Below are 25,851 nucleotides of genomic sequence, written 5' to 3'. Positions count from 1 at the left end.
GTCGACACGACCGCAGGATCCTATGACGCATAGATTTTTTGCAGGCTCAATGTACTGCTGAACAGTTATCAGAAGGGTGACAGAAGAATTACAAATTTGTTATCCCCCCTCTGCCGCGGACAATTAGTCTAAGATCTACTTAGTGTGTAGGTTTGTATGTTTGTATGTTTGTATGTTTGTATATTTGCATATTTGCATATTTGTATATTTGCATATTTGTATATTTGTATATTTGTATGTTTGACGTCGATAACATAACGGAGCCACAACAGCGCGCAATAGCTCCTTACTGACTAAAATCGTACAACGCAAATATGTTGAAGTTTATCGGTAAATAAAATTTTCTATACGTGTGTAAGGATGATTTATTATTTAGTGTCGAGACTTTATGAAAAATGCGTATTTTGATAATAGAAGACGAGCCGAAAACTGCCCATTATTTGCACCAGGGGCTGACCGAAAGCGGATTTATCGTTGATTGCGTCGCCAGCGGAATCGATGGCTTACGCTTGGTCTGCCAACAGGCTTATGATCTTGTAGTGCTTGACGCAAACCTACCGCAACGTGACGATTGGGGCCTACTTGTAAGTATTCGCAAGGTCACTATTTCGCCCATCATGATACTTACCGTTAAAGGTAGTCTGGAGGAAAAAATCAAGGGTTTCGACCTAGGCGCGGACGATTACATGGTCAAACCAATTGAGTTTCCAGAGCTGCTGGCCCGAGTACGCACTCTGATGCGTCGCGCTGTATTGTCGGCATTGCCCGACGTGCTGTGTGTCGGGGACCTGGAACTCGATCTTGGTAGACACCGGACCTTCCGAGGCGAGCAGCGGATTGAGCTGACCACCAAGGAGTTCGCCCTGCTATACCTCTTGATGCGCCAGACTGGTACGGCGCTGTCGCGCACGCAAATCATGTCCTCTGTCTGGGGGCGGAGTGCTGATTGCGACACCAATGTTGTTGAAGTGTCGATGAGAAGGCTTCGGGCCAAGATTGATGATCCTTTCAACAACAAGCTAATCCATACCTTGCGCGGTGTTGGATATGTTCTCGAAAAGCGTGATCAATGAGCCCTCTTAATCCCTCGAATTTTGAAGTTATGTGAAATAATCGGCAACAACTTTATAAACAGAACACACAAATGCCACTCTAAAATCACAGTTCTATTAGATTACGAAAATCGTCTTCGGGGTGGGGAAGCACTGTGCTTGGCTGATTATGTTACTTCACTGAGCTTGTGAGGATAACGGTTGGAAATTACAAATAAGTAATTCTCATTAGACAATTAATAAAGATTTACCTCGTTAACGTACTTAAGTTTAACAGCTTTGTAACTACTTCAAAGAGACTCTGCTATGAGTCTGTTAAAACTAAGTATTGTTGCACTGACGCAATCATTGCCTTCGATAGAATTCGCTGAAAGCCGTGGTGATCGCAACGTTGTCAACGCCATGGAAGCAAATCAGAAAGCAATGGCCGCCTACGCTGCGCAAAAAGGCAAGACCGCTCCGGAAATTCAGAAATATCACTATAGAATGAAGTTTGATATCGCAAAAGTGGTGAGTATGACCCCACCAATTCGCTCTTGCAACATTGTACCTTTTCGAATGACCTATGAGGACTCAGCTGGAAAGCTTCACACTATTGAATACCAAATTATTGGTGTGTGTCGTAACACGCACGAATGAACGAATGACGTGAATAAGGGCTGTTTTTTCAATGGTTGGTATCACCAGTTGGTGTGTCCATGGATGTTTGGAAAACCCAGCTTGAAGGTCGTGATCTTACCCGGGCGGCTATTAACTTCTGCGACTCCCTGATGCAAACTCATGATTGATTTCACAATGGCTAAACCAAGCCCGGTACTTCCTCCAGCGCGCGAATGATGAGTGTCAACTCGATAAAAGCGATCGAATAAGTGCGGTAGGTGTTGAGGTTCAATACCTGCGCCTCGGTTGGCTACATGTAGCGAGACTTCTGTGGCATGGACTTCGATGGTGATTGTGATGGCTTGGCCTACTGGGCAATGGCGGATTGCATTGGACATCAGGTTGGAAATTGCCCGCTGAATCATCAACCGATCACCAATGGTCGACCCCCTGCCAGTAACGCTCACGCTGATCTGTTTATCTTCCGCCGACAGTGAAAACAGATTGATGACCTTCAAGGCTTCATCCTCCAGAGCAATGGTCTCAAACGGGACCAGCGCAGCGGGATGACTGACCTGTGCCAGGAAAAGCATGTCCGAGACAATCCGGGCTACGCGCCCAAGCTCTTCGGTGGAGGACTCCAAAACCGCTTTGTACTCCTCGGCCGGCCTCTCCCGGGACAACGTCACCTGGGCTTTGCCCATCAGGTTGGAAATGGGTGCTCGTAGTTCGTGGGCCAAGTCATCGGAGAACTGCGACAACTGCTGAACATCGCTGTCTAGTCGGTGCAGCATGAAGTTGATGCCATGGGCCAGTTCGCTGAGCTCCTGCGGCATCTTGACCACCGAGAGTCGATGGCTGAGGTCCTGAGCAGAGATCATGGCGGCCACCTTGCGAAACTCCCGCAGCGGCGCGAGCCCCCGTTTTACCACTGCCCAGGCACTGAGGCCGATAAGTAGCAGCAGCAACGGCAAGGCCATGATCGTCGAGCTTAGATATGTGCTGAGCAGCGCTTCATCGTTGGCGCAATCAAGCGACAGCAATACGGCGACATTCGTACCGTTCGGCAAGCGGATCAGTCTGGATGCAGTCAGGAAGTGCCGGCCCTGATCATCGGTGCTTCGGGAGTACGACACCTTGTCGGTGGCAGCCCCTGCCGCCTTCAACTCCGCCCTGGGGTCCGTCAAGCCAAAGCCTGACTTCAAGAGCGGCGTCCTCATATTTATCAGGTCATAAATGGTAAGGTTGAGGTGGTCATGCCCCATCACCTGATCCAGCAAAACGTGCGGTTTAATGTTGATGTCGACAGGTTTTTCATACAGCGAAAGACTGTGCTCGATTTGCCGCATTTTCTCGCTCAAGTTGTCTTTTGACAGTTTATCTAACTCATGCGTTAGCGCGAGGAACGCAAGAACCGCCAGAAATAACACCAACAATGCGCCCATGATACTCACCGCCAAACCCAGCCGCATCGACAGGCTTGCCGACTTCATTCCCGGGCCTCCAGTACATAGCCAACGCCGCGCAGGGTATGGATTAGCTTCTTGTCAAAAGGATCATCAATCTTGGCCCTCAGGCGGCGGATTGAAACCTCGACCACATTGGTGTCGCAGTCGAAGTTCATGTCCCAGACCAATGAAATGATCTGAGTGCGGGAAAGCACCTCACCCGACTGGCGCATCAAAAGGTGCAGCAAAGCAAATTCCTTGGTCGTCAGGTCGATACGCTGCTCGCCCCGGAAGGCCCTATGGCGGCCCTGGTCGAGTTCCAGATCGGCGACTTTCAAGACCTCAGGGACGGAAACTTGTTCGCTGCGACGCATTAAAGTTCGTACCCGGGCCAACAGTTCCGGAAATTCGAATGGCTTGACCAGATAGTCATCGGCACCCAGGTCCAGGCCGCGGATCTTGTCCGCCAGGCGCCCGCGAGCGGTTAGCATCATGACCCGGGTGTTACTGCTTTGGCGCAGTCGCTCGAGCACACCCCAGCCATCAAGTTGTGGTAGATCGACGTCAAGTATTACCAAGTCGTAGGTTTGTTGACGCGCAAGGTGAAGTCCATCCGTACCATTCGCCGCGCGGTCTACTATATAGCCGCTTTCAGTCAAACCCTGATGCAGGTATTCGGCAGTTTTAAGCTCATCCTCAACTACAAGCATTCGCATGGTAGTGCCGCCCTATGTAATATGAATTGAATAATAAAATTTCGAAGTTTATTTAAGTGCCCGACTAAGAAATGATGTAGAACTATTCGATCATAAAAATCTCAAAACCGCGCATTGCTCAAGTGATCAGTATCAAGCCTGAAGCTGCTACAGGGTCAACAGGAGGAGGACATTTTACGATAAAAGTATTTGCGACTATATGTCGCAGGCATGTTAATGCGCGACTCCCGTACATTTATTTCAGCCAGAAGCCAAGCTCCGCTCGGCTGATATCTATGGGGAATCGTTTCGAAGTGTTACGGCGCAGATAGTCAATTTAATGCTGCACGCATTTTTTGGGGAGACTGGCAGGATGTACCAAGGGGAGTTGATCTCGCTTTGCGATTTTTAAGTACCCCGCGCTATCCATGCTCTATGCATTTTCGGATTCGCGTTTTTGGACTATTGTTTATCGTGATTTTAGTTACGGCTTTACTAAAATCACTACTTTTGTTTTTGGGCTTTTAAGTTGCTTTGTGCATTATATTTTGGAAATGTAAGTTGAAAAACTGTCAGATGGCCCGGCATACTTTGGACCTCTGCCATTCCCTGGTGCAGGCTCATGATGGATCGGACAATGGCCAACCCTAATCCAGTACCACCTTCAGCTCGTGAGCGACTGTTATCCACACGATAGAAGCGATCGAAAATGTGAAACAAGTGCTGGTGCTCAATTCCTACCCCAGGATTGCTTATTGATAGGGAGACTTTTTCAGATTGCGTTTCAATCGCTATAGCAATGGACTGCCCTGCTGGGCAGTGACGAATGGCATTTGATAAAAGATTGGAAATAGCCCGTTGAATCATGAGCCGATCACCTAAAACTTTACCCCATCCGCTGACAGTTATACCAACGCTCTTTTCCTCAGCCGATAGCGAAAAAAGGTCGATGACTTTTAGGGCTTCATCCTCTAGTAAAATGCTTTCAAACGGCACGAGTGCGGCCGGATGACTAACTTGGGCCAAGAAAAGCATGTCTGAAACAATTCTGGTGACTCGTCCTAGTTCCTCGGTGCATGACTCTAAAACAGCCTTGTACTCTTTTGCCGGGCGTTCTCGAGAAAGTGTTACCTGAGCTTTCCCCATAAGGTTCGTAATCGGTGACCGCAGCTCATGCGCCAAGTCATCAGAGAATTGCGATAGTTGTTGAACTCCGCCGTCAAGACGGTGCAGCATGAAGTTTATACCGTGAGCAAGCTCACTGAGTTCTTGGGGCATCTTGACAACTGAGAGTCGATGACTTAAATCCTGGGCCGACACCATTGCTGCAACTTTCCGGAATTCCCGAAGGGGGGATAAGCCACGTTGCACAATAGCCCAGGCGCTGATACCAATCAGAATAAGCAACAGTGGAACCGCTACAATGGTCGAACTCAGGTAGGCGCTCAATAGCGTTTCATCATTCGAGCGATCAATAGACAGTAGGACCGATACGAACTCACCATCCTTTAATTTCATGAGCTTAGAGGCGGTGAGGATGTGGATTCCGGACTCTTCGGCTGGGGAATAGTACGACAGCTTATTACTGGCGGCTGTTCCGGCTTGATTCGTAGATACTTCAGGTATATCTGCTCCAAAACTCAGCAGAGGTTCACTCATGTTGTCATCATCAAAGATGGTCAGGTTAAGATTGTCGTGTCCCAGCACTTGATCTAATAGCACGTGTGGTTTTAAACTCATGTCGCGGGTACTAATATCCATCAGTAGACTGTGCTCAATCTGACTCATCTTCTTCTCTAAGCTATTTTTTGCGCGCGAATCAAGTTCGTGAGTAAGCGCTAAAAAAGCTAGTATCGCTAAAAGCACTACTAGTACCGCTCCCATAATGCTAACTGTCAACCCCAGCCGCATCGATAGGCTGACCGGTTTCATTTCCTCGCCTCCAATACATAGCCTACGCCACGAAGGGTATGTATTAATTTTGTTTCAAATGGATCATCTATTTTTGCTCTCAATCTTCGTATCGAAACTTCGACAACGTTTGTGTCGCAGTCAAAGTTCATATCCCACACTAAAGAGATAATTTGAGTGCGAGATAACACCTCTCCTGATTGACGCATCAACAGATGAAGCAGCGCGAACTCCTTTGTCGTCAGATCTATGCGTTGCTTTCCGCGGAATGCGCGATGTCTGCCTTGATCAAGTTCAAGGTCAGCGACTTTTAATACCTCCGGAACTGGAATATGTTCGCTGCGACGCATTAAAGTGCGTACTCTTGCAAGCAACTCAGGGAATTCAAATGGCTTGACCAGGTAATCATCGGCTCCCAAATCCAATCCTTTGATTTTGTCTGCCAGACGCCCTCTTGCAGTCAGCATCATTACCCGAGTGCTACTAGTCTGCCGAATATTTTCAAGAACGTCCCAACCGTCAATTTCAGGTAGATTTACGTCTAGTATTACCAGATCATAAGCTTGCTGACGTGCTAGATGGAGTCCATCAGCCCCGGTCGATGCGCAGTCTACAATATAGCCACTTTCAGTCAGGCCTTGATGTAAGTACTCAGCAGTCTTCAGCTCGTCCTCTATCACAAGGATTCGCATAGGATTTCACCCTCTGGTAAATGTATCGGAATGATTTGATGCTCGTTAAACATGGTTTAAGGGCATTATTAATCTGTATAAACGTTTCGATTCTGGCTACATCTTTAATTTTATTCGCAATATGGTCTTTTTAAAGCTTTGCAAGGTTCGTCATGTTTCCTTTACCTCCCAAAGTATTAGGTTCGGCGCCCCTTTTTTGTTTCGGGTTGTTTCTTGGCGCGAGCACTTATTGACTTCATCCTAATGCATTAATTGAGGTTTTTCCGCTGGATAACGTATTTGTAATTTTTCAGTCACCTTGTTGATAGGTGCGGAGAATTACATTTGCCTCATGGGAAATTCTTTTTGTTTTAAAGGTTTAAGGAATGATGGAATTACTTCGGTGTAGAAAGTTTATTGCTCACCCAATCACGCATAAGACCATGCTAAGAGCAGGTCTCATTTCGATCCTTGCGCTTTTTACTAGTCCTTTGTTTGCGGCGACCGCTCAAATGCTCACAATGGATCAGGCGCTTGAAACTGCTTTTGCCAATAACCCTGATCTGGCGGCCGCTCAATGGGAGACTGGTATTGCTCAGGGAGAGCGACAGCAGGCAGGGTTGATCCCTAACCCTGAGGTTTCCTGGGAGGCTGAAGATACTCGGCGAAACTCGCGCACTACGACGGTAATGATCAACCAGCCGATCGAGCTTGGCGGTAAGCGCGGGGCTAGGATCGAGGTGGCCAGTCGAGCTCAAGACGCGGCCGGGATTGAATTGGAACGCAAACGCAATGTTCTGCGTGCCGATGTCATTCAGGCGTTTTACAGCTCCTCGACGGCTCAGCAAAGGCTGCTGTTATCACGTCAATCACTTGAGCTCGCCGAGCGCGGTTTGCGTGTAGCTCAAGGTCGCATCAAGAGTGGTAAATCCTCACCCGTTGAAGGTACTCGCGCAGAGGTTCAGCTATCAGAAGTGCGTCTGGATCTGAGGCGGGCTGAGCGGGATGAGGCCAGTGCCTACCAGCGACTCGCTCAGGTCATGGGCGCGCCTTTGCCTGCATTCGTGTCTGTGGGTGATCCAGGCCGGTCGATGCCAACCGTACCGGATTCGTCACTGCTGCTTAATCGCATAGGTGAAACCGCGGAGCTACGATTGGCAAAACTGCAAATAGATCAGCGGGAAGCCTCCCTTGGCCTGGAGAAGGCTCAGCGAATTCCCGACCTCACCGTGAGTATCGGGAGCCAATACGACGAGCGCGAGCGCGAGCGGGTGAATGTTGTGGGGCTGTCTATGCCCATCCCATTGTTTAACCGTAACCAGGGCAACGTACTAGCCGCTGCCCGCCGTACCGATCAAGCCCGCGACCTTCGTAACGCCAGTGAGTTACGCCTGCGCACAGAAATCCAGACCACCCTGGATCAGTGGATGACGGCTAACACTGAAGTCGCGTCGTTCAATCAAACCATCCTGCCTGCCGCGCAAAGTGCCGTCGACACCGCTACCCGAGGTTTCGAAATGGGCAAGTTTAACTTCCTCGACGTACTCGATGCTCAGCGCACCTTGATTAGCGCCCGCACGCAATACATCCAGGCTATCGCCGAGGCGACAGACGCCTGGGTGCGCATCGAGCGAATTTTCGGAGATGTCGCCCTTCTCACTCGTACTCCGTGAATTTCATATAACGCTTTTTTTACCGCTGCTCAGCATCGCAATACCACGGTAATCCGTGACTGCCGACTGGGCTGCGCAGGGAGTTTCCATGGATAAAAAACTAATTCTCGTCACTGCACTGACCTTGACGGTGGGTATAGGCATCGGCTGGTTGTGGATGGGCAGCCCATCGGTGCCCTCAGCCGAAGCTCAGGCTCAGGCTCAGGAGGGCAAAGGCCATGACGATCACGGCGATGAAACTACTGGCAAGAAATCGGCCGAGGGCGAACACGCCGAAGGCGAAGCGGAAGAAGGTCACTTGACTCTGAGCGAAGAGCAGATCAGCTCAGCCGGCATCCAGTTGGTCGAAGCCAAGGCGCAGAGTATTAGCCTTTCATTGCCCTTTCCTGGAGAAATCCGTTTTGATGAAGACCGCACTGCGCATGTGGTGCCCCGCGTACCCGGTGTCGTCGAGTCGGTCCATGTCAATCTTGGTCAACCGGTGAAAAAAGGCCAGTTGCTGGCCGTGATCGCCAGCCAACAAATTTCTGATCAGCGTAGTGAACAAGCCGCGGCGCAACGTCGTCTTGAGTTGGCCCGTACTACCTACGAGCGAGAGCGACAGTTATGGCAGGACAAAATCTCTGCCGAACAGGATTTCCTGCAAGCCCGCCAGGCTTTGCAAGAAGCCGAAATCGCCCTCAGCAATGCTCGACAAAAAATCAGCGTACTCAGTGGCAGCTCGGTCACCAGCGGGGGTAACCGATATGAATTGCGTGCGCCGTTTGACGGGGTTGTCGTTGAGAAACACTTGGGCCTCGGTGAGGTTGTCAGCGAAACCACTAATGCCTTCACCCTCTCCGACTTGTCGCGTGTGTGGGTGACCTTTGGTGTCTCGCCAAAGGATTTAAACAAGGTACTGGTGGGCAAGTCGGTCACGGTCAGTGCGCCGGAACTGAATGCCGAAGTCACTGGAACCGTGGCCTATGTCGGCAGTTTGTTGGGCGAGCAAACTCGTACAGCCACGGTCCGCGTGACCTTGGCCAATCCACAAGGTGCATGGCGTCCCGGGCTATTCGTGACCGTGCAGGTTGACACTGATACTCGGCAAACAAAGGTCGCAGTACCAGAAGCGGCTATCCAGACGGTCGAGGACAAGCAAACTGTTTTCGTTCGAACGGACGACGGGTTTAAAGCTCAGCCAGTGGAGACAGGTGGCCGTTCGGCGGGTCTGGTCGAGATCACGGAGGGCCTGGAGCCCGGTGTTCAAGTCGCCGCTGCCGGCAGTTTCATTCTGAAATCAGAACTGGGTAAAGCCTCGGCTGAACACGCCCACTGATCCGCCACTTCCACGAGAAGGTTCTCATGTTCGAACGCCTGATCCAATTTGCCATCGAGCAGCGCATCATCGTGCTGCTCGCGGTTCTCCTCATGGCCGGCCTCGGTATAGCCAGCTACCAGAAGCTGCCGATCGACGCCGTTCCCGATATCACCAACGTCCAGGTGCAAATCAACACAGGGGCAGCAGGTTTTTCACCACTGGAAACCGAGCAGCGCATCACGTTCCCCATCGAAACTGCAATGGCTGGTTTGCCGGCTCTAGAACAAACTCGCTCGCTGTCACGCTCGGGTTTGTCGCAAGTCACAGTGATCTTCAAGGAAGGCACTGACCTGTTCTTCGCCCGACAATTGGTCAACGAACGGTTGCAGGTGGCCAAGGAGCAACTGCCCGAGGGTGTGGAAGCCGTCATGGGGCCGATCTCAACCGGTCTGGGTGAAATTTTCCTGTGGACGGTCGAGGCTGAAGAAGGTGCTGTCAAGGAGGACGGCAACCCCTATACGCCGACCGACCTGAGGGTGATCCAAGACTGGATCATAAAACCTCAGCTGCGCAATGTTCCCGGGGTCGCCGAAATCAATACCATTGGCGGGTTCGCCAAGGAGTACCAGATTGCGCCTGATCCAAAACGCTTGGCGGCTTACAAGCTTACGCTGACTGACCTTGTTACAGCGCTGGAGCGCAACAACGCTAACGTCGGTGCCGGTTACATCGAACACAGTGGCGAACAGTTACTGATTCGCGCACCCGGCCAAGTAGCGACCACCGACGATATCGCCAATATCGTCATGGCCAACGTCGACGGTACGCCCATCCGCGTCAAGAACGTCGCAACCGTGGACATCGGCCGTGAATTGCGCACGGGGGCCGCGACCGAAAACGGTCGTGAAGTGGTGCTCGGCACAGTGTTCATGCTGATCGGTGAGAACAGCCGCACCGTGGCCCAGGCCGTTGCCAGCAAGCTTGAGCAAATCAACCGCTCACTGCCAAAAGGGGTGGTGGCAGTCACCGTCTATGACCGTACCAATTTGGTGGACAAGGCGATTGCCACCGTTAAGAAGAACTTGATTGAAGGTGCGATTCTGGTAATCGCGATTCTGTTCCTGTTCCTTGGCAACATTCGCGCCGCTCTGATCACTGCCATGGTGATCCCGCTCGCGATGCTATTCACATTCACTGGCATGTTCACCAACAAGGTCAGCGCCAACCTGATGAGCCTCGGAGCGTTGGACTTTGGCATCATCGTTGATGGCGCGGTGGTCATTGTCGAAAACGCCATCCGTCGTCTGGCCCATGCACAGCAACACCACGGACGCATCCTCACCCGCTCCGAACGCTTTCACGAAGTGTTCGCGGCGGCCAAGGAAGCACGCCGACCGCTGATTTTCGGCCAGTTGATCATCATGGTCGTGTACCTACCGATTTTTGCCCTCACCGGCGTCGAAGGAAAAATGTTTCACCCGATGGCGTTTACTGTGGTGATTGCCTTGCTCGGCGCGATGCTGTTGTCGGTGACCTTTGTCCCGGCGGCGATTGCGATGTTCGTCACCGGTAAGGTCAAGGAAGAAGAGAACATCATCATGCGTGGCGCCCGTCGGGTGTATGCGCCAGCGCTAGAATGGGTCATGGGCCATCGATCAATGGCATTCGCCATAGCACTAGCCGTTATCGCGGTGTGCGGTGTGGTCGCCAGTCGAATGGGCAGCGAGTTTGTGCCGAGCCTCAGTGAAGGGGATTTCGCGTTACAAGCACTGCGTGTACCAGGTACCAGCCTGACGCAATCGGTAGAAATGCAGCAACGTCTGGAAAGACTTGTGTTAGCAAAGGTACCGGAGGTCAAGCGGATGTTTGCTCGTACTGGTACAGCAGAAATTGCCTCAGACCCAATGCCACCAAACATCTCTGACAGCTACGTGATGCTCAAGCCGAAGAATCAATGGCCTGATCCGAATAAATCCAGAGAGGCGTTGGTAGCTGATATCCAAAAAGCTACAGCCGGAATGCCCGGAAGCAACTATGAGCTTTCTCAGCCTATTCAATTGCGTTTTAACGAGCTGATTTCAGGCGTGCGCAGTGATGTGGCGGTCAAGGTCTTCGGTGATGACATGGCGGTGCTTAACAGCACCGCTGCAAAAATTGCCGCGTCCATGCAGAAGATCAATGGTGCCTCCGAGGTCAAAGTCGAGCAAACGTCGGGACTGCCGGTACTGACCATCAACATCGACCGTGACAAAGCCGCCCGTTACGGACTGAACGTTGGCGACGTACAAGACACCATTGCGGTGGCGGTCGGTGGTCGTCAAGCCGGTACGATGTATGAGGGAGACCGCCGATTCGACATGGTGGTGCGTTTATCCGACGCCATGCGTAAGGATCTCGAGGGATTGTCCACACTGCTAATCCCGGTACCGGCGCTGCTTAACACCAATGCCGATCAGATCGGGTTTATTGCTCTTTCAGAGGTGGCTAGCCTCGATCTAGTGTTGGGACCTAACCAGGTCAGTCGTGAAAACGGCAAACGTCTGGTGATCGTCAGCGCCAACGTGCGTGGGCGTGATATCGGCTCATTTGTACAGGAGGCCAGTAGCGCCATTGATAAAGAAGTGCAGATCCCGGCCGGTTACTGGACCAACTGGGGAGGACAGTTCGAGCAGCTCCAATCCGCTGCCAAGCGACTACAGATTGTAGTCCCGGTGGCCCTGCTCTTGGTGTTCGCACTCTTGTTCATGATGTTCAACAACCTCAAGGATGGCCTATTGGTGTTCACCGGTATTCCATTCGCATTGACGGGGGGAGTCATGGCTTTATGGCTCCGAGACATCCCGCTGTCGATCTCGGCAGGTGTTGGTTTCATCGCGTTGTCGGGCGTGGCGGTGCTGAATGGTCTGGTGATGATTGCGTTCATCCGCAATCTTCGGGAGGAAGGACATTCGTTGAGTTCCGCAATCAATGAAGGGGCTCTTACCCGTTTGCGCCCAGTGTTGATGACAGCTCTGGTGGCCTCTCTTGGCTTTATTCCGATGGCACTGGCCACCGGAACGGGGGCAGAGGTCCAGAGACCCCTGGCTACCGTGGTGATCGGGGGCATCCTATCCTCAACTGCGTTGACCCTGCTGATATTGCCTGCGCTTTATCAATGGGCGCACCGCCGAGACGAGGAAGAAGCCGAAGACGAAGACGATAAAATAGAAGCCGTATAATTCTTTAGTTTTAAAAGCCCACTATCGAGATTCGATAGTGGGCTTTTTTATGTGAGCTACATAACGAATCTGTAATCTTGGCGCCACCGTGTTGATAGGTTCGAATTGATACCCTACTAGCGTTAACTATATGAGGTGTCAGTATGAAAATTGCTCAAATCTGCGCTCTTGCGGGTGCTTTAATCCTTTCTTCAGTTGCTTTAGCCGAAGGTGGGGGGGACAGAACCTTCGAAAAAATGATGGCGGCGCGAGATGTGGCAATGGAGGCATATGTTGCTAGAGAAGGGAAGAGCGTTCCCGTGGTTTCAAGTGATGCTAAAGATGAGACAGGTAAAATGTAGTAGTACTGCGTATAAAAAACCGCTTCCGGTTTCCGGCGGCGGTTTTTTTTACGGCTTTATTACACATTCGTAACCTAGCCGCCACGCCATCGCAATGTTCGAATTGATATCCTTGTAACAGTTAATATATGAGGTACTAAATATGAAGTTCATGAGTATTATTACTTTCGCTGGAGCTCTGACGTTATCCTCTCTCGTACTGGCGGAAGGGGGAGGAGACAAAGCCTTTGAAAAGATGATGGTGGCGAATGCTAAAGCCATGGAGCAGTATGCAATTAGCCAGGGGAAAAGCGCCCCTGTGTCGAAAGAATACGAGTACGGGATGAAGGTGGATGTTGTGAAGGTTATCAGTGTGGTGCGGCCTGCAAAAGTCTGCGCAGTGGTGCCCGCCGCAATGACCTATGAAGATTCAAAAGGACAGCTAAATACAATTAGGTACACTGTGGCTGGAGAGTGTCGTAAACGAGGCGGCTAGCAGCTATGCTGCTGTCAGAGGGATTTATAACGCTCGATTAACCTCAATACTTAGAGGTATCGGGCGTTTTTTATATGCTCGTGTTTTAACGGTCATAAAAAAGACGCCCCGAGGGACGTCTTAAAAATTCACCTTTTTCCAAAGGAGCTTCTAAAGGTGAGCTTGGAGCTTTTAACTGAACAGCGATGAGTTTCAGATTTTCACATACTAGCTACTTGTCTATAGGACTCCAACCAGATGCGCTAGCTAGATTCCTATTAACTCCCACTCACTATAAGCAATTCAAGTTAACATGAAGATGATTGAAAAATTACATTTTTGAAATCTTTCTAGCGAAAACGGGATATTCGTGAAGAACGAATTATCCCGTTCAGGTATTACAAAATCGCTAGTGGGTACTCAACGATCACACGGACTTCATCCAAATCAGACTCAAACGCGGTTGCACGGGTGTTCATTTGTCGCAAGCGGAAGGACATATCTTTCAAGGAGCCTGTCTGAACGACGTATTTTACTTCGATGTCGCGCTCCCAACGTTTCTGATCGGTCAACGGGTTTCCATCCGCATCGCGCCGCATGTATGTGGCGTTGGCGTTGGAGTAGTCGGCGTCGGTGCCACGACCATAACGTGTCATAAACGACAAGCCAGGTACACCATACGAGCTCATGTCGAGGTCGTAACGCACCATCCATGAACGTTCTTTTGGCGAGTTGAAGTCGCTGTACTGGATTGAGTTGTCGAGAAAGATGGAATCCGACTGACGCAGATAGTCGAAGTCGTCGTTACCATTATTTCGCTGGTGAGAAAGTGCAAGTGAGTGTGCGCCATACTTCACGCCAACCTTAGCGCTCCAAATATTGTTGTCGAACTCGCCCAGCAGTTTTTTCCCTTCGTCAACGGCCTTGTAGTAATTCACACCGCCGAATACGGAAAGCTCATCAGAGAAGGAGTAGTTCAACCCGGTGCCAGCATAGTATTGATTCCAGGCGTCTTTGAGACGACTGGAGTAAAGACTAACGATAATATTCTTATTCACATTGTAGTCGCCACCAAAATAGCCGACCCAAGGTGAGTTAACTGGGCCTGCATAGAAGGTTGCGAAGTTGTCGCGCATATTGCTGGAGACTGGTTGACTCATAGCATGCAGGCGACCACCCTGAACTGTCAGCCCTTCGATGCTGGTATTGGTAGCGGTCACACCACGGAAACTTTCCGGTAAAAGCCTTGAGTCGCCAGAAGCCACGACAGGGTTGGCGGGAAATACATCACCTACTTTCACCACAGTGTCAAAAGCGCGAACTTTTGCCGCGCCACCGACTTTCGTGTATTCATCTCGAGCTTCGCCGTCGCCATTGACAGGTAGCACATCGAATGAACTACGACCGCCGTTACGACCGTCACCCGTATCAAGCTTCAAACCGATCATCGCGAAAGCGTCGACGCCCACGCCTACAGTGCCTTGGGTAAACCCGGATTCGAACTTACTGATAATCGCATGCGACCAAGCTTCGGAGTAGCCATTGCCCGTGGGGCTTGATTGACCGTTACGATGATCACGATTGAAGTAGAAATTTCGATTGAGCACGGTAAGGCTGCTGTCTTCGATAAACCCCCCAGTCTTTTCCTCCGCAAACACTATAGAAGGCCCAGAACTGACAACCAACGCCAAAGCGGCCATCGAAAATTTCGTATTGTTATCCATTAATCACTCCTTAGGTTCGGCAGAACTAGAAAGCTCTTCGGCTGGAATTATTGTTTACGGGAGCAGTTTCTGCTCCCGTATCGTCGCCGACTTGTATCGTTGCAATTTGAAGATAACGGGGAGATGATTGAAAAATTACAATTCTGTAATGTTCGCCTGTTTTTTCAAAATTAACTTTTGCGGCATGCCCCCAACCGATGGGTGGCTCTACCTTTACTAGGGCTTTTCTCAGGAATTCTCTTAACCAGCAGCACGAATCCACACCTGAAAGTGCGCATGCTCAGGAGCTGAAATCAGTTCTCGATGCATCGTCACAGTGAAGTCGAACCGAGATCGTTTAGATTTTTGGCTCACCTGACCAATCTGACCATCACACAGCTTTATATGATTCAAGCAGTGACCGCGGTCAAGTTGGGATGCGGTAATAGCTGTACCCGGAAGGCGGTGGCCGCTAACCAAAATGGGATAGCAATAGCGGAAATATTCCGGATGTAGTGTTGTGGAGTTCCCCATCCGCTTGTTCAAAAAACCGAGTATTTTTTAATACTGCTGGAGTTGTTGCTTTTGGACTTTATCAGCCAGTCCCTATTACGGCGCATACTGGTCAAGTTACATGCAAACGAATGTCTGCAAGAAAACAACTGGCTGGTCAGTGGTATTGCATAGGGAGCAAGAGCAGTGCAATGAAGCACGCTCTTTAACGACACGATAGTTACTGGATGGGTTTGACCGAGACCACATCGAAATATTTGAATTTCTTTTTTTTAGCTTCTTTTTTAGCCTCTTGTTCCGCGATAAGAGTACTCAGCGTGTTCGCATCATAAATGAACACGCTCACGTCGCCTTCGAAGTCCTTGGTAACGTGCAGTGTCACCCTCAGCTTCAGTGATAGCGGTTTAGAGTTTAGTCGGGACGTTGGACTCGGCTGCGGCTTTGCGAGTACTACGGGGTCGGATTGTTTTGGGGAGCCGAATAGCGCCAAGCGCATATCCTCCTCATTCAGTTCAACGCTCATCTGGGATTTCTCGTCGCTAATGTAAGACGCGGGACCTTCATTACGTAGACTACGTGGCAAGCTCCTGCTGACTGCCAACTGTGATGGCCTCAGGAGTTTCAAATGGTGGGTTTTCATCTCTTAACGTTCATCACTGAGCGATTGAAAACGACGTGGCCGAGGGATAAGCCAGATTTCCTGCAAAGCGCAGCCTTTATGAAAACCGCCGCACGCTCCAGCTCCGTTGAGGATGCTGCGTGCTCAGCTGCCATCTGTTTGTTGCGAGCATAAATTTTTTCCTCGATCAATTGTAGGCAGCGTGGATCATTATTCAACAGTTTGAACTTACTAATCCTATTTCACCTTAAAATTTTCCATAGAAATGAGGCAAAGCCTTTACGGGCTGAGAAAGTTCGGGGCTACGTTGAGCGCGGAAAACACGATCGACAGGATGGTCATCAATAGCCATACGAAACCATCCCAGTATTTTATCGCGGCCAGCAGCAAGGCCCCGACGATTGGCAGCAAGGACAGCCCCTTCAGCAAGCGAAAGGTCCTGGTTAGCGTTCGGCCCTGCTTGTCGACCTGGTCGATGGTGATCCTGAGCAAGCCCTGAAGTTTTGGGGGATAGGTTTTTATCTTGTCCTTAAAATCATCGAAGATGACATTGAAACTGTGTAGCAGGCGCTCTGTTTGCAGCATTTGATTGTGCAGGATCGCAAGCAGAACCACAGAGACCACTGCTAGCCCAAGGACAAGAATAAAACCTTCGAATTTTGAGGTTGTTTTCTCCAGCACGACCAGACCCGCTAACGATATCGGCAGGGCAAGCATCTTGCCCGCGATGTCGCCCAGTACTCCACTAAGCTTAGTGCCATAGTCGATTTCAGCCTGGGCCACCTCGCGCCGGGCCCGCTCAAACGAGAAGCTATAGACGTAGGTTTGCAGATTCGCACGGTACGTGGCGAGGACCTCCCGCCACTCCCGCACGATCACCAAGAACAGATTCGGCTCGCTCTCAAACTTCTCGATGACGCTCGCCACCGCCATCCGAATCATCAATTTTCGTTCGGAGAGGTGCGCCTTGTTTTCGTTTTTTCGATTGAGTATTTCTTCCAACAAACTCAGGTGGTTGAGCTCATAGTCAAGAACCTTGACGTCAACCTGGGTAGGCAACAGAAAAGTTCTCGGAGGCTTAGCCCCATCGGGAGGCAAGGCAAAAAACAGGTTATAACCATCTGGACTGCTGTCTTTGTCGACGCCGATCGCTAGCAGTGCAAGCAGCTCGATCATCCGGCAGACGCGCCTGAGCGCCTTAATCGCCGAAGGTTCGGTGTCATCACTATCCGCCCAACTGAGCTCAACAATGTACACGTTGCTCGGAAATTGGCCCTTGCCCAATGAGCCATTGCGAGCGACAAACTCGCCTAAGTTCGCGTAGAACCGGCCCGACTCGTTCGATGGCAAGCGAAACTCAATATCGAGAGAGTCAGCTTCTTCAGAGCAATGCTCGAACTTGCCATAAGCTGCGGGCAGGTCATCACACATTCGCAACGCACCGATAATGTCGGGCGTTGGCCTCCCCTCATAGCGGATGACCCCATCCTCAATGGTGGGCGCTCCGAGGGTACGGTAGAGAGCTACCACATTGGAAAACATTCTTAGCCAGCCCTAGCCAGCAATTCTTTCTCGATCACACCAACCAGTTCGGCAGTCAGATTGGACAGGGTCAACTTCTTCCGTCCCTCATCATAGTAAACGTCTGCGGCCGGATCCTTACCTAACGCTCCACGCTCGAATTGCAACGACCAGTTAGCAGCGTCCCCCTTGATACGGGTCTTCTCTTTCAGCGATTTCGCATTGACCGTAAAGTCGTCCGGCACCTTATGTTTCTCACTATTCAAATAGTCTTTCAGCCCAACGATTTCATCCACTAAGTCAGCGGGTACGTGTGCGACAGCGACGTGGCAGATGGCGTCCAGGCGTGCGGACTTACCTGCGGCCAACTGCTCCTCCAGATATTTGATCACCGCCTCTTTGGCCTTATAACCAAAGCTTTTTAACGCTTTGTTGTCGCGAAAAAACCGGGCAACGTTATCAATGGCATTTTTGGTAGCGCGTCCGGAGGCCACTCCTTTCGCACAACCCAGTGCAGAAATGAAATAGTCAGATGCCTGACTATCACGGCCGCGGCTGATGAAGCACAGGTAGGTTGAATCCACTTCATCCTCCGCGTCATCCTCATCCTGCTCAGGCGCAGCAGCGGCCGCAGCAGCCATAGCCTTTATGGCCACGAAGCTAGCCAAGTTGATCCTGGCGGCCTGCTGAACCTTGTTGAGATCGACCTCTTGAATTTCCTTCGGCACATAGTTTTCGTCCAGCTGAATACCACCGCGCTCCTTCATGCTGGCGACCAGGAAAAAGTCGGTTGCGCCCGAGGTGTACTGGGCGCAAAGGATGTGTCCACCAGTCGACAAGACTTGATTACCGGCTTGCTCCACCAGTTGGTCCATTGCCAAGTGGGTCAAGTCGATAAATTGCGCTTCATCATCTTGTACTTCTACGAACGCGGTGAAGCGCTCTGGAAACGGCCCCTGACGGTCATCATTGGCAAACTGTCCATAGACCACGCTGTTGCCTTCTTTGCCGATGAGGCCGTGGATGCCATTGACCAGAAAATGCAACGCAGGATTTTCAGTATCGAGCGCCACATCCTTCTTGACCACCTCGGAGATAAAGCTGGTCTTGGCCAGCTTCTTGAAGCTGTGAATAATGGCAGTTTTCAGTGTGATCATAGGTCGAATTCCGTTCCGATAGTATCAATATGGAATCACTGAAAATAACACCTTACCCAACAAACTTCAGGGCTTATCTCGGCACATGACACCGCCTAAGGGCTTCAACACTTAGGCAATGAGTAAGGCCGCAAGAACCCATTAACTGTACATGCATACAGCATAAGAATCTATGCCGTTCATCAACACGAGGGTCGGAGCGTTGAAGCGCGGACAGCACCATCGCGGATTGCCACAGACCATGGTCTCTATCATAGACTCAGTCTGAGGAAGTTTTTCCAGCCTTATCCGTCAGTGCTGGAGCTCAACTGGGGAGTGTGGACCACTATCGCGAACTCTCGCGTTGGATCGCTCGGACCCTTTGTTTGAAGCAGCTCTTCGAAGGAGCCGATCCCAAAGATCACCCATGGTTCTGGGTAATGCCGCAGGAGGCGTTTTGCCTGCTGACGAACAGATTCTGGGAGAGTCTGATCTCTGGACAGCTCACGCAAGAACTCGCCTGTTTGGACGATACTCCGGGTACGCTCGCAGGGCATAGTCATGTGTTGCCACTCCGCTAGAATTTGCGCTTAACCTTAGAAAACCAACCGCCATCGCCGAGGATTCTGGGGGTGTGAACCATTCGTTTGAATTATAGCAAGCACGCCGCTCGGCTCCTCTGAAGTAGACAGGCTACCCCCTATCAAGCCAAGTTCTAGGGGGCGATTGCTGATACGTGGCCAACACTAAGTCTTGGTAAGCACCGGAAAAATATAGGGATGGCTGAGGCGGACGAAACCTAAAACGCTGAACGTCGATGACTGCCACATTGCGCACCAGTGACTTTCAGTACAGGCTCTGCGCGACGTCCAGGTCTGTTCGTACCCTTCGACCGGGTCCCATCAACACATAAACGGTGTTTTTTGTCTCGAACAGGCAATCATGGGTGAACGAAACCCCCAATGAAGTTCTTACCCAGTGACCGCGAGGGAAACGTCCTTTGCTATCGTGGATAACACATAAAGCGTTGACCAAAGTAGGAGTGACTCCTCTTCTAGCAACGGCGTTTAACTGACGGGGGGAGACCGCTATATCAACCACTGTCCAGTCAGCGACTAGACAATAGGCGCGTCCAGGGAAGTAAAATCCGACCAGTGCCAAGGCGTCTGAATGAGCTAGCTCACATCCAGGTAGTTTTTCGCCACCGGAAAGCAGTTCGGCTAGGCCCTCAAGATTCATTCGTCCCTCCGACCCACTTCAAAAATCGAGTCGAACTATCAATCACACCAGTCAGCATAGCTGCCCGTAAAACGTAAGCGTCCGCCGAAGTCACCTTGCGTGACTCAGGCGGGCATCCACCGATGCGGCAGCAGTTGATCAATCTCACTGGCACGCTGCGTCGGCAGCCGCGTCAGTACATCTTTGAGATAGGCATACGGATCATGCCCATTCATGCGTGCTGACTGGATCAAGCTCATGATCGCGGCTGCCCGCTTACCGCTGCGTAGTGACCCGGCGAACAACCAGTTCGAGCGTCCAAGTGCCCATGGCCTTATCTGATTTTCGACCGCGTTATTATCGATGGGCACAGCGCCGTCCTCGAGATATCGAGCCAGTGCCGTCCAGCGCCTGAGGCTGTAATCCAGAGCTTTGGCAATAGCCGATCCTTCGGGCACAAGATCGCGCTGGGCCATCATCCAGGTATGTAGTGCGTCGATAATGGGTGCCGCTTTTTCCTGACGTATTCGCCAGCGATCTTCGTCGGTCATTTCCCGCGCTTGCCGTTCGATTTCGTACAAGCTGCCAATTGAGTGCAGCGCCTGTTCGGCCAGTTGGCTTTTGTTCGTCGCGTGCAGATCGAAGAACTTGCGGCGCGCATGGGCCATGCAGCCAATTTCGGTGATGCCTTGCTGGAAGCTTGCCTTGTAGCCGGCGAAATCGTCGCACACCAGCTTGCCATCCCACTGGCCAAGGAAGTTACGTGCATGCTCGCCCGCACGGCTCGGGCTGAAGTCGTAAACGACTGCCCTGACCGCCGAAAACGGCGTAGTGCAGTAGGCCCAGACGTAAGCACGGTGGGTCTTCTTCTGGCCCGGCGCGAGCATTTGCACTGGCGTTTCGTCGGCGTGGATCACGCCTTCGGCAAGTACCGTTTCGCGTAGCACATCGACCAACGGCTGGAGCTGCACGCCGGTCTGGCCGACCCATTGCGCCAGTGTCGAGCGGGCGATAGCCAGGCCAGCGCGGCCAAAGATTTTCTCTTGGCGATACAGCGGCAAATGGTCGGCGAATTTGGCCACCATCACGTGAGCCAGCAGCCCTGCGGTCGGTATACCCTTGTCGATTACCTAGGCCGGAACCGGTGCCTGAGTCAGCGTTTCACACTCGCGGCAGACCCATTTCCCGCGCACATGCTGCTCCACGGTGAACACGCCCGGCGTGTAATCCAGCTTCTCGCTGACGTCCTCGCTGATCCGCTGGAGCTGGCAGCCGCAGGGGCATTGGGTGTTGTCGGGTTCGTGATAAATCACGGTACGCGGAAACTGCGCAGGCAAAGGAACACGCTTGGGCTGCTTGCGTGGCTCGGCCGACGCAGCCGGCGGATTCAACGCCTTCAGCTCGGCGTCAATGGCCGCGATATCGGTGTCGAGCAGATCATCGAGCAGGCTGCCTTGAGCAGGGCTCAATTGCTCACTGCGCTTGGCAAACTTGTTACGTTTGAACCAAGCGATTTCGTGGGTGAGTTGCTCGATGATGGTTTGGTCGCGGTCGTTCTTCTTGCCCATCCTGTCGACTTGCAGCCCGAGAGAATCAACCTGCGACAGCAACTGCGCCGCGAAGGCGCGCAGTTGGTCGGGGGTCATCTGATCGAGATTGGGCGAGGAAGTCATGCCCTGGATTTTACCAAAGCAGGTCGCTTGCGGCAGTAGGCCAAGGCGCTAATTACAGCTTTTTAAAGCAGTGTGATTGCACCGCCAACCCCAACACGCTGCCAAGGTAGGCCGAGCACCAACGCTTGAAGTTGCTCAGCATCCAGCTCTATCTCGTAGCCATTACGAATGCCGGGCCAGTGAAACTTGCCTTGGTTCAACCGGCGAGCAGCCAGCCAGACGCCAATCCCATCATGCACCAGCACTTTCATACGAGTGGCGCGGCGGTTGGCGAACAGATAAGCGCAGTGCGGCTTCGCCGCACCGAACACCGCGATCACCCTGGCCAGCGCAGTTTCAGTGCCGGCACGCATGTCCATGGGGTCGGTGGCGAGCCAGATGGCATCGATGCGAATCATTGAGTGAGCCCACGGACAAAGCGGGCGCAGCCTTCAGGATCGGACGTTGGCCATTTCACTGAGATCGATTGCTCGCCAAATGGCAGCTCAATAACCGCCAACGCTTCCGTTTGCCGTTTGGGCGTAGCTCTCAATGGAATGAAAGCTGGCAACGCCGCTGGCGACTGATCTCGATAAAGCGGTAGCCACTTGCGGATAACGTTGGCGTTGATGCCGTGGCTGATGGCAACGCTGGATAGGGTTGCGCCCGGTTGCAGGCATTCCTGAACAACCTGGGCCTTGAAGGGTTTCGGGTAAGAGCTTCGTTGGCGCATGGAAATCCTGACGTTAAGGGCGATCGCGTCCGCTTAAAAATACGCGGACACCATCGCCCTTAATGCTGGAGTTCGGAAGGTGTGTTGGCTGGACGCTTACCCTACAACACATGGCAGTAAATGCGCGAATAGGCGTTTCGTGGTACGCAACTTCAGATCATATGGTTCTGAGGCTTGCGCCTAAACGGCGCGATTAGCTGCGCACGATAGCCTGTTGGAAAGTCTCGCTCTTTTAGCCCTACCTGCGCATCACCGAGCTTGTTTGCTGCGTCATAGAAGGTTCCAAATAGGTGATCCCAAATAAGTAAAAACTCTCCGAAGTTGACCTGGGCATCTTCGAACTCTCGCTTATGGTGCCAGCGATGTGTCTCGGCGACTCCAATCACGTTGCGTAACCAGCCCAACGAGTAGTCCAGGTTCGAATGCTGGAAGGCTAAATGAACGGTCAAGATGCTGAACCAAGTCGCGATAACGGCCGACGGCGCACCTGAGGCGAGCAGAACCACCAGCCCCGGTCCGGCCATTAGCGCCGCATGCAGCGGATGTCTGCGCTCCCCATTCATCCAATAAAGGCGATCAGCGCTGTGATGAATCATGTGCATACGCCACAGCCAATGCACCCGATGGCTGATGCGATGCATGACATACAGGCTTAAATCGAGGACGGTTGCGACCAGAACCAGCTGTAACCAGAGGGGACTCTCGCTGGGAAAAAGGCGAACTGATGCCGGCACCGCATCGCCAAGCTTGGCGAGGACTTCAGCAGTGAACTGAATGACAGAAAGGTTGACCAGCATATGCAATAAATCGGTCGAGGTGTCTTGATGATCTTCGAGCCAGGATTGACGAAAGGGTTGGAATTGCTCCAGCGCGGCGATCGTGAACAAGCTCACAATAGCGATCAGGAGTGTTGTGGGCCATGGCGGAATCCCGGTGTAAAGCGCCCAAACCATGAACGCAGCGGTGCCACCAAATATGAGCGGATAGCTCATCCAACGTATGACGTATCGGAAAATAATGATCATCGCTCACCTCCTTTTAGGAAGCGAAGACGATAAGTCACAGGCTGGCGTTTGGATTGAACGAAAGAGCTACAATCGAATGATGAATATCCTCGCTTGACCTTATAGCGGCTAGAAGGTTTGTAATCGACAGGATCAAGTGTATTTAGAGGAGCGGCCCCATGAGTTCGTGTGACAAATCCTGTGGCTGTGGCCCGGCTTCAGCAGGCCCAGAAGCAGCAGCTAAGCCATTAAATGAAGGGACATGGATCAGCAAATTTTCAGTACCAAAAATGGACTGTCCTTCCGAAGAACGGATGATCAGACTCGCGCTGAATGGCTTGCAGGAAATAGCTTCACTTTCTTTTGACCTATCCGGTAGACAGGTGAGTGTTTTTCACGAAGGGGCCGTAGAGCAGATCGCTACCAAGTTGGAGTCACTTGGCTTGGGGGCAAGGCTATTAGATACGCAGCCCATCAGCCCAGAGTCCGTATCAGCCAACAGTGCCAATGAAGAGCAAAACGCTTCAAAGGAAGCCAGCACATTAAAAATATTGCTCGGCATCAATGGTGCAATGTTTCTCGCCGAAATGAGTGCTGGCCTGATTGCCCAATCGACGGGGCTGATTGCCGACTCGCTGGACATGTTTGCTGATGCGGCCGTTTACGGGCTGGCCCTCTTTGCGGTCGGCCGCAGCGCGGGAATGCAAGTACGTGCAGCACACCTGGCAGGTATGTTTCAGATCATTCTAGCTTTGGGTGTGCTTTTGGAAGTTGCTCGACGCTTTCTCTATGGCAGTGAACCTGAATCGATGCTGATGATGGGGATAGGCGCCGTCGCGCTGGTGGCAAACGTCACTTGCCTGTGGCTGATCTACAGCCACCGCGAAGGAGGAGCACACATGAAAGCGAGTTGGATTTTCTCAGCCAACGATGTGATTGCGAACGTTGGCGTAATCGCTGCAGGAGCATTGGTCGCTTGGACAGGGTCTCCGTACCCAGACTTGGTGATTGGTACGGTCGTTGGCCTGATCGTTTTGAACGGCGCACGTCGAATCCTGGCTCTAAAAGCTTAACTATTCCAATCGGCGAGCGGCCTGTAGCTAAGGCCGCAAGCCTCTAACCTAGTCGCTTAATGCAAGCTCACTTCGGCGAGCGCCGATGAGGGATCTATACCCAACAGCGAGCGAAAGGTTCTGGAAAAGTGGGCTGAGTCGGAGAAGCCTGACGCGTGCGCAGCGGTGGTTATAGGTTCTCCGGATGCCAGATGTCGAACAGCTTGGGTCAGTCGTAGCCATTTAGCATAGCTACGCAGCGGCAAACCGGTTTGTTCCACGAACCAATGCGAGAATCGAGTTGGGGACAGGTGTACCAGTGCTGCCAACTCTTCACGTCGTACCATGCCCTGGTAAATGGCCGTGCTGACTATTGCCAGGCGAGGATCGGCGACTGGAGGTGCATCGGTTATCTGTAGGGCTTTTCGCACTGCGGACCGAGTGTCTCCCGCGCCTGCCTTCAAGGAGTCAGCAATTAGTGCGGCGTCAGCCGGGGCGATATTGATCGGAATCGGCGTCATGGTCTTCGGCAAAACCTGGCCCTCTTCTGCCAAGACGTCCAAGTAGATTGAAACGATGAGGGCTCCGCTGATTCGATGCCGAACACCGGCTGGAATAAACACTGCAAACTCGGTGTGCTGACGCGGCAGGCATTCCACTGTTACAGGCACGTCGATACCTATAGCTATTTGGTGAGCCTGATGCTGATGCCAATCTTGATGACCAGCATGCCCAGCAAAAACCGCTAACCCAGGCGTTAGCCATGCGCGACCAGACCACCTTAGGACACGTACTGGAAGGTGGCGCTCCATCGTCAACGTTTGCTTGGCGACGCGGGGCTAATCACGCTTATGACCAATAAAAACGATGCGCCGCTGACAATACATATATCTGCGAGATTAAACGCGGGCCAGTGCCAGCCTTGATAGTGAAAATCCAGATAGTCCACGACAAAGCCTCGCAAAGAACGGTCGATAAGATTGCCAACAGCCCCACCCAAAACGAGACAATAGCCCAAGGCTTCGCTCCAGTGACGTTCCCGTTGAAGGATCGCGACGAGCGTCAATGCTACGGCTAGCGCAACAACAACGAAAAGGTAACGCTGCCAGCCTCCAGCGTCAGCCAAGAAGCTGAACGCGGCGCCGGTATTGCGTGCATGCACTATGTTGAAAAATGAGCCTACGGCGACCGATGAGCCCAGCTCATAAAGGTGCTCGACGCCAAGCTTTAGACTTTGATCGATCAACGCCAGGACCGCTGCAATTCCCCACCACAAAGTAGGCGGCTGTACACGAGCTGTCATTGGGAAACCGTTCATTGGCTATTCCGTAGTAACC

At 51.9% G+C, this 25,851-nt stretch carries 23 protein-coding genes and 1 pseudogene; 8 read left to right on the top strand and 16 right to left on the bottom strand.

The features are described from left to right. Positions 1-395 precede the first annotated feature (395 nt). Complete coding sequence (locus tag ACP7D9_RS14065; protein WP_090470194.1) at positions 396-1,073, top strand: heavy metal response regulator transcription factor; 678 nt, start codon at positions 396-398, stop codon at positions 1,071-1,073. Between the two features lie 285 nt (positions 1,074-1,358). Next, entirely contained in the window at positions 1,359-1,691 is a 333-nt protein-coding gene (locus ACP7D9_RS14060; protein ID WP_045061364.1) for a DUF2790 domain-containing protein, read from the top strand. Between the two features lie 41 nt (positions 1,692-1,732). On the opposite strand, the gene ACP7D9_RS14055 is transcribed toward ACP7D9_RS14060, so the two are convergent. The 4 genes from ACP7D9_RS14055 to ACP7D9_RS14040 form a co-directional block, all read right to left on the bottom strand. Then, positions 1,733-3,145 (bottom strand): heavy metal sensor histidine kinase, encoded by a 1,413-nt coding sequence (locus ACP7D9_RS14055; RefSeq protein ID WP_115146708.1) that lies wholly within the window; start codon positions 3,143-3,145, stop codon positions 1,733-1,735. After that, positions 3,142-3,816: a heavy metal response regulator transcription factor gene (locus tag ACP7D9_RS14050; RefSeq protein WP_045061362.1), complete on the bottom strand. Its 675-nt coding sequence runs from the start codon at positions 3,814-3,816 to the stop codon at positions 3,142-3,144. The genes ACP7D9_RS14055 and ACP7D9_RS14050 overlap by 4 nt, the downstream gene beginning before the upstream one ends. A 483-nt stretch (positions 3,817-4,299) precedes the next feature. Then, positions 4,300-5,727 (bottom strand): heavy metal sensor histidine kinase, encoded by a 1,428-nt coding sequence (locus ACP7D9_RS14045; RefSeq protein ID WP_045061361.1) that lies wholly within the window; start codon positions 5,725-5,727, stop codon positions 4,300-4,302. Next, positions 5,724-6,398, bottom strand: coding sequence for a heavy metal response regulator transcription factor (locus tag ACP7D9_RS14040; protein ID WP_045061360.1), 675 nt, complete (start codon positions 6,396-6,398; stop codon positions 5,724-5,726). Before ACP7D9_RS14040 ends, ACP7D9_RS14045 begins: the two co-directional genes overlap by 4 nt. Before the next feature lie 365 nt (positions 6,399-6,763). Here ACP7D9_RS14040 and ACP7D9_RS14035 point away from each other — a divergent pair, with 365 nt between their 5' ends. The 5 genes from ACP7D9_RS14035 (at position 6,764) to ACP7D9_RS14015 (ending at position 13,384) form a co-directional block, all read left to right on the top strand. Beyond that, complete coding sequence (locus tag ACP7D9_RS14035; RefSeq protein ID WP_184336315.1) at positions 6,764-8,050, top strand: TolC family protein; 1,287 nt, start codon at positions 6,764-6,766, stop codon at positions 8,048-8,050. A gap of 88 nt (positions 8,051-8,138) precedes the next feature. After that, complete coding sequence (locus ACP7D9_RS14030) at positions 8,139-9,368, top strand: efflux RND transporter periplasmic adaptor subunit (protein ID WP_184336314.1); 1,230 nt, start codon at positions 8,139-8,141, stop codon at positions 9,366-9,368. Between the two features lie 26 nt (positions 9,369-9,394). Further along, a complete protein-coding gene (locus tag ACP7D9_RS14025) occupies positions 9,395-12,568 on the top strand; it encodes a CusA/CzcA family heavy metal efflux RND transporter (RefSeq protein ID WP_045061358.1) in 3,174 nt (1,057 codons plus the stop codon). A 143-nt stretch (positions 12,569-12,711) separates the two neighbouring features. Continuing rightward, on the top strand, positions 12,712-12,909 hold the full coding sequence (locus ACP7D9_RS14020) for a co-regulatory protein PtrA N-terminal domain-containing protein (protein WP_017341679.1): 198 nt from the start codon (positions 12,712-12,714) through the stop codon (positions 12,907-12,909). A 142-nt stretch (positions 12,910-13,051) separates the two neighbouring features. After that, on the top strand, positions 13,052-13,384 hold the full coding sequence (locus ACP7D9_RS14015) for a DUF2790 domain-containing protein (RefSeq protein WP_017341680.1): 333 nt from the start codon (positions 13,052-13,054) through the stop codon (positions 13,382-13,384). 377 nt (positions 13,385-13,761) lie between these two features. Here ACP7D9_RS14015 and ACP7D9_RS14010 read toward each other — a convergent pair whose 3' ends face one another. The 10 genes and pseudogenes from ACP7D9_RS14010 to ACP7D9_RS13965 all read right to left on the bottom strand — a co-directional run bounded on the left by ACP7D9_RS14010 (position 13,762) and on the right by ACP7D9_RS13965 (position 23,483). After that, a complete protein-coding gene (locus tag ACP7D9_RS14010) occupies positions 13,762-15,087 on the bottom strand; it encodes an OprD family porin (RefSeq protein ID WP_045061357.1) in 1,326 nt (441 codons plus the stop codon). A gap of 712 nt (positions 15,088-15,799) precedes the next feature. Beyond that, positions 15,800-16,102: a hypothetical protein gene (locus tag ACP7D9_RS14005; RefSeq protein ID WP_045061356.1), complete on the bottom strand. Its 303-nt coding sequence runs from the start codon at positions 16,100-16,102 to the stop codon at positions 15,800-15,802. Positions 16,103-16,477: 375 nt separating this feature from the next. After that, the gene (locus ACP7D9_RS14000; protein ID WP_115146710.1) at positions 16,478-17,740 is read right to left on the bottom strand and encodes a hypothetical protein; all 1,263 of its coding nucleotides are present in this window, start codon (positions 17,738-17,740) and stop codon (positions 16,478-16,480) included. Positions 17,741-17,742: 2 nt separating this feature from the next. Continuing rightward, positions 17,743-18,876 (bottom strand): nucleoid-associated protein, encoded by a 1,134-nt coding sequence (locus ACP7D9_RS13995; protein ID WP_045060514.1) that lies wholly within the window; start codon positions 18,874-18,876, stop codon positions 17,743-17,745. A gap of 284 nt (positions 18,877-19,160) precedes the next feature. Continuing rightward, entirely contained in the window at positions 19,161-19,412 is a 252-nt protein-coding gene (locus ACP7D9_RS13990; protein WP_409339150.1) for a BPSL0761 family protein, read from the bottom strand. Between the two features lie 289 nt (positions 19,413-19,701). Then, positions 19,702-20,094 (bottom strand): DUF6957 family protein, encoded by a 393-nt coding sequence (locus ACP7D9_RS13985; protein WP_404942396.1) that lies wholly within the window; start codon positions 20,092-20,094, stop codon positions 19,702-19,704. A 104-nt stretch (positions 20,095-20,198) separates the two neighbouring features. Then, a pseudogene (tnpC, locus tag ACP7D9_RS13980) lies at positions 20,199-21,746 on the bottom strand (IS66 family transposase). A gap of 62 nt (positions 21,747-21,808) precedes the next feature. After that, positions 21,809-22,144, bottom strand: a complete 336-nt coding sequence (gene tnpB, locus ACP7D9_RS13975) for an IS66 family insertion sequence element accessory protein TnpB (RefSeq protein WP_045062372.1) — start codon at positions 22,142-22,144, stop codon at positions 21,809-21,811. Beyond that, positions 22,141-22,458: an IS66-like element accessory protein TnpA gene (tnpA, locus tag ACP7D9_RS13970; protein ID WP_082069254.1), complete on the bottom strand. Its 318-nt coding sequence runs from the start codon at positions 22,456-22,458 to the stop codon at positions 22,141-22,143. Before tnpA ends, tnpB begins: the two co-directional genes overlap by 4 nt. A gap of 152 nt (positions 22,459-22,610) precedes the next feature. Next, positions 22,611-23,483: a sterol desaturase family protein gene (locus ACP7D9_RS13965; RefSeq protein WP_019816994.1), complete on the bottom strand. Its 873-nt coding sequence runs from the start codon at positions 23,481-23,483 to the stop codon at positions 22,611-22,613. A 158-nt stretch (positions 23,484-23,641) separates the two neighbouring features. Between ACP7D9_RS13965 and ACP7D9_RS13960 the strand changes: the two genes are divergently transcribed. Continuing rightward, positions 23,642-24,535, top strand: coding sequence for a cation transporter (locus ACP7D9_RS13960; RefSeq protein ID WP_032872266.1), 894 nt, complete (start codon positions 23,642-23,644; stop codon positions 24,533-24,535). A 56-nt stretch (positions 24,536-24,591) separates the two neighbouring features. On the opposite strand, the gene ACP7D9_RS13955 is transcribed toward ACP7D9_RS13960, so the two are convergent. After that, complete coding sequence (locus ACP7D9_RS13955; protein WP_225568928.1) at positions 24,592-25,185, bottom strand: helix-turn-helix transcriptional regulator; 594 nt, start codon at positions 25,183-25,185, stop codon at positions 24,592-24,594. A gap of 143 nt (positions 25,186-25,328) precedes the next feature. Continuing rightward, positions 25,329-25,832 carry a signal peptidase II gene (gene lspA, locus ACP7D9_RS13950; protein WP_019816991.1) on the bottom strand — a complete coding sequence of 168 codons (504 nt, stop codon included), beginning with the start codon at positions 25,830-25,832 and terminating at the stop codon, positions 25,329-25,331. Between the last annotated feature and the right edge of the window lie 19 nt (positions 25,833-25,851).

The sequence above is a fragment of the Pseudomonas sp. TSRC2-2 genome, assembly GCF_049897785.1.
In the GTDB taxonomy this organism is placed as follows: Bacteria; Pseudomonadota; Gammaproteobacteria; order Pseudomonadales; family Pseudomonadaceae; genus Aquipseudomonas.
Note: the sequence above shows the minus strand (reverse complement) of the source record. Positions and strands in the feature narration are given on the sequence as shown.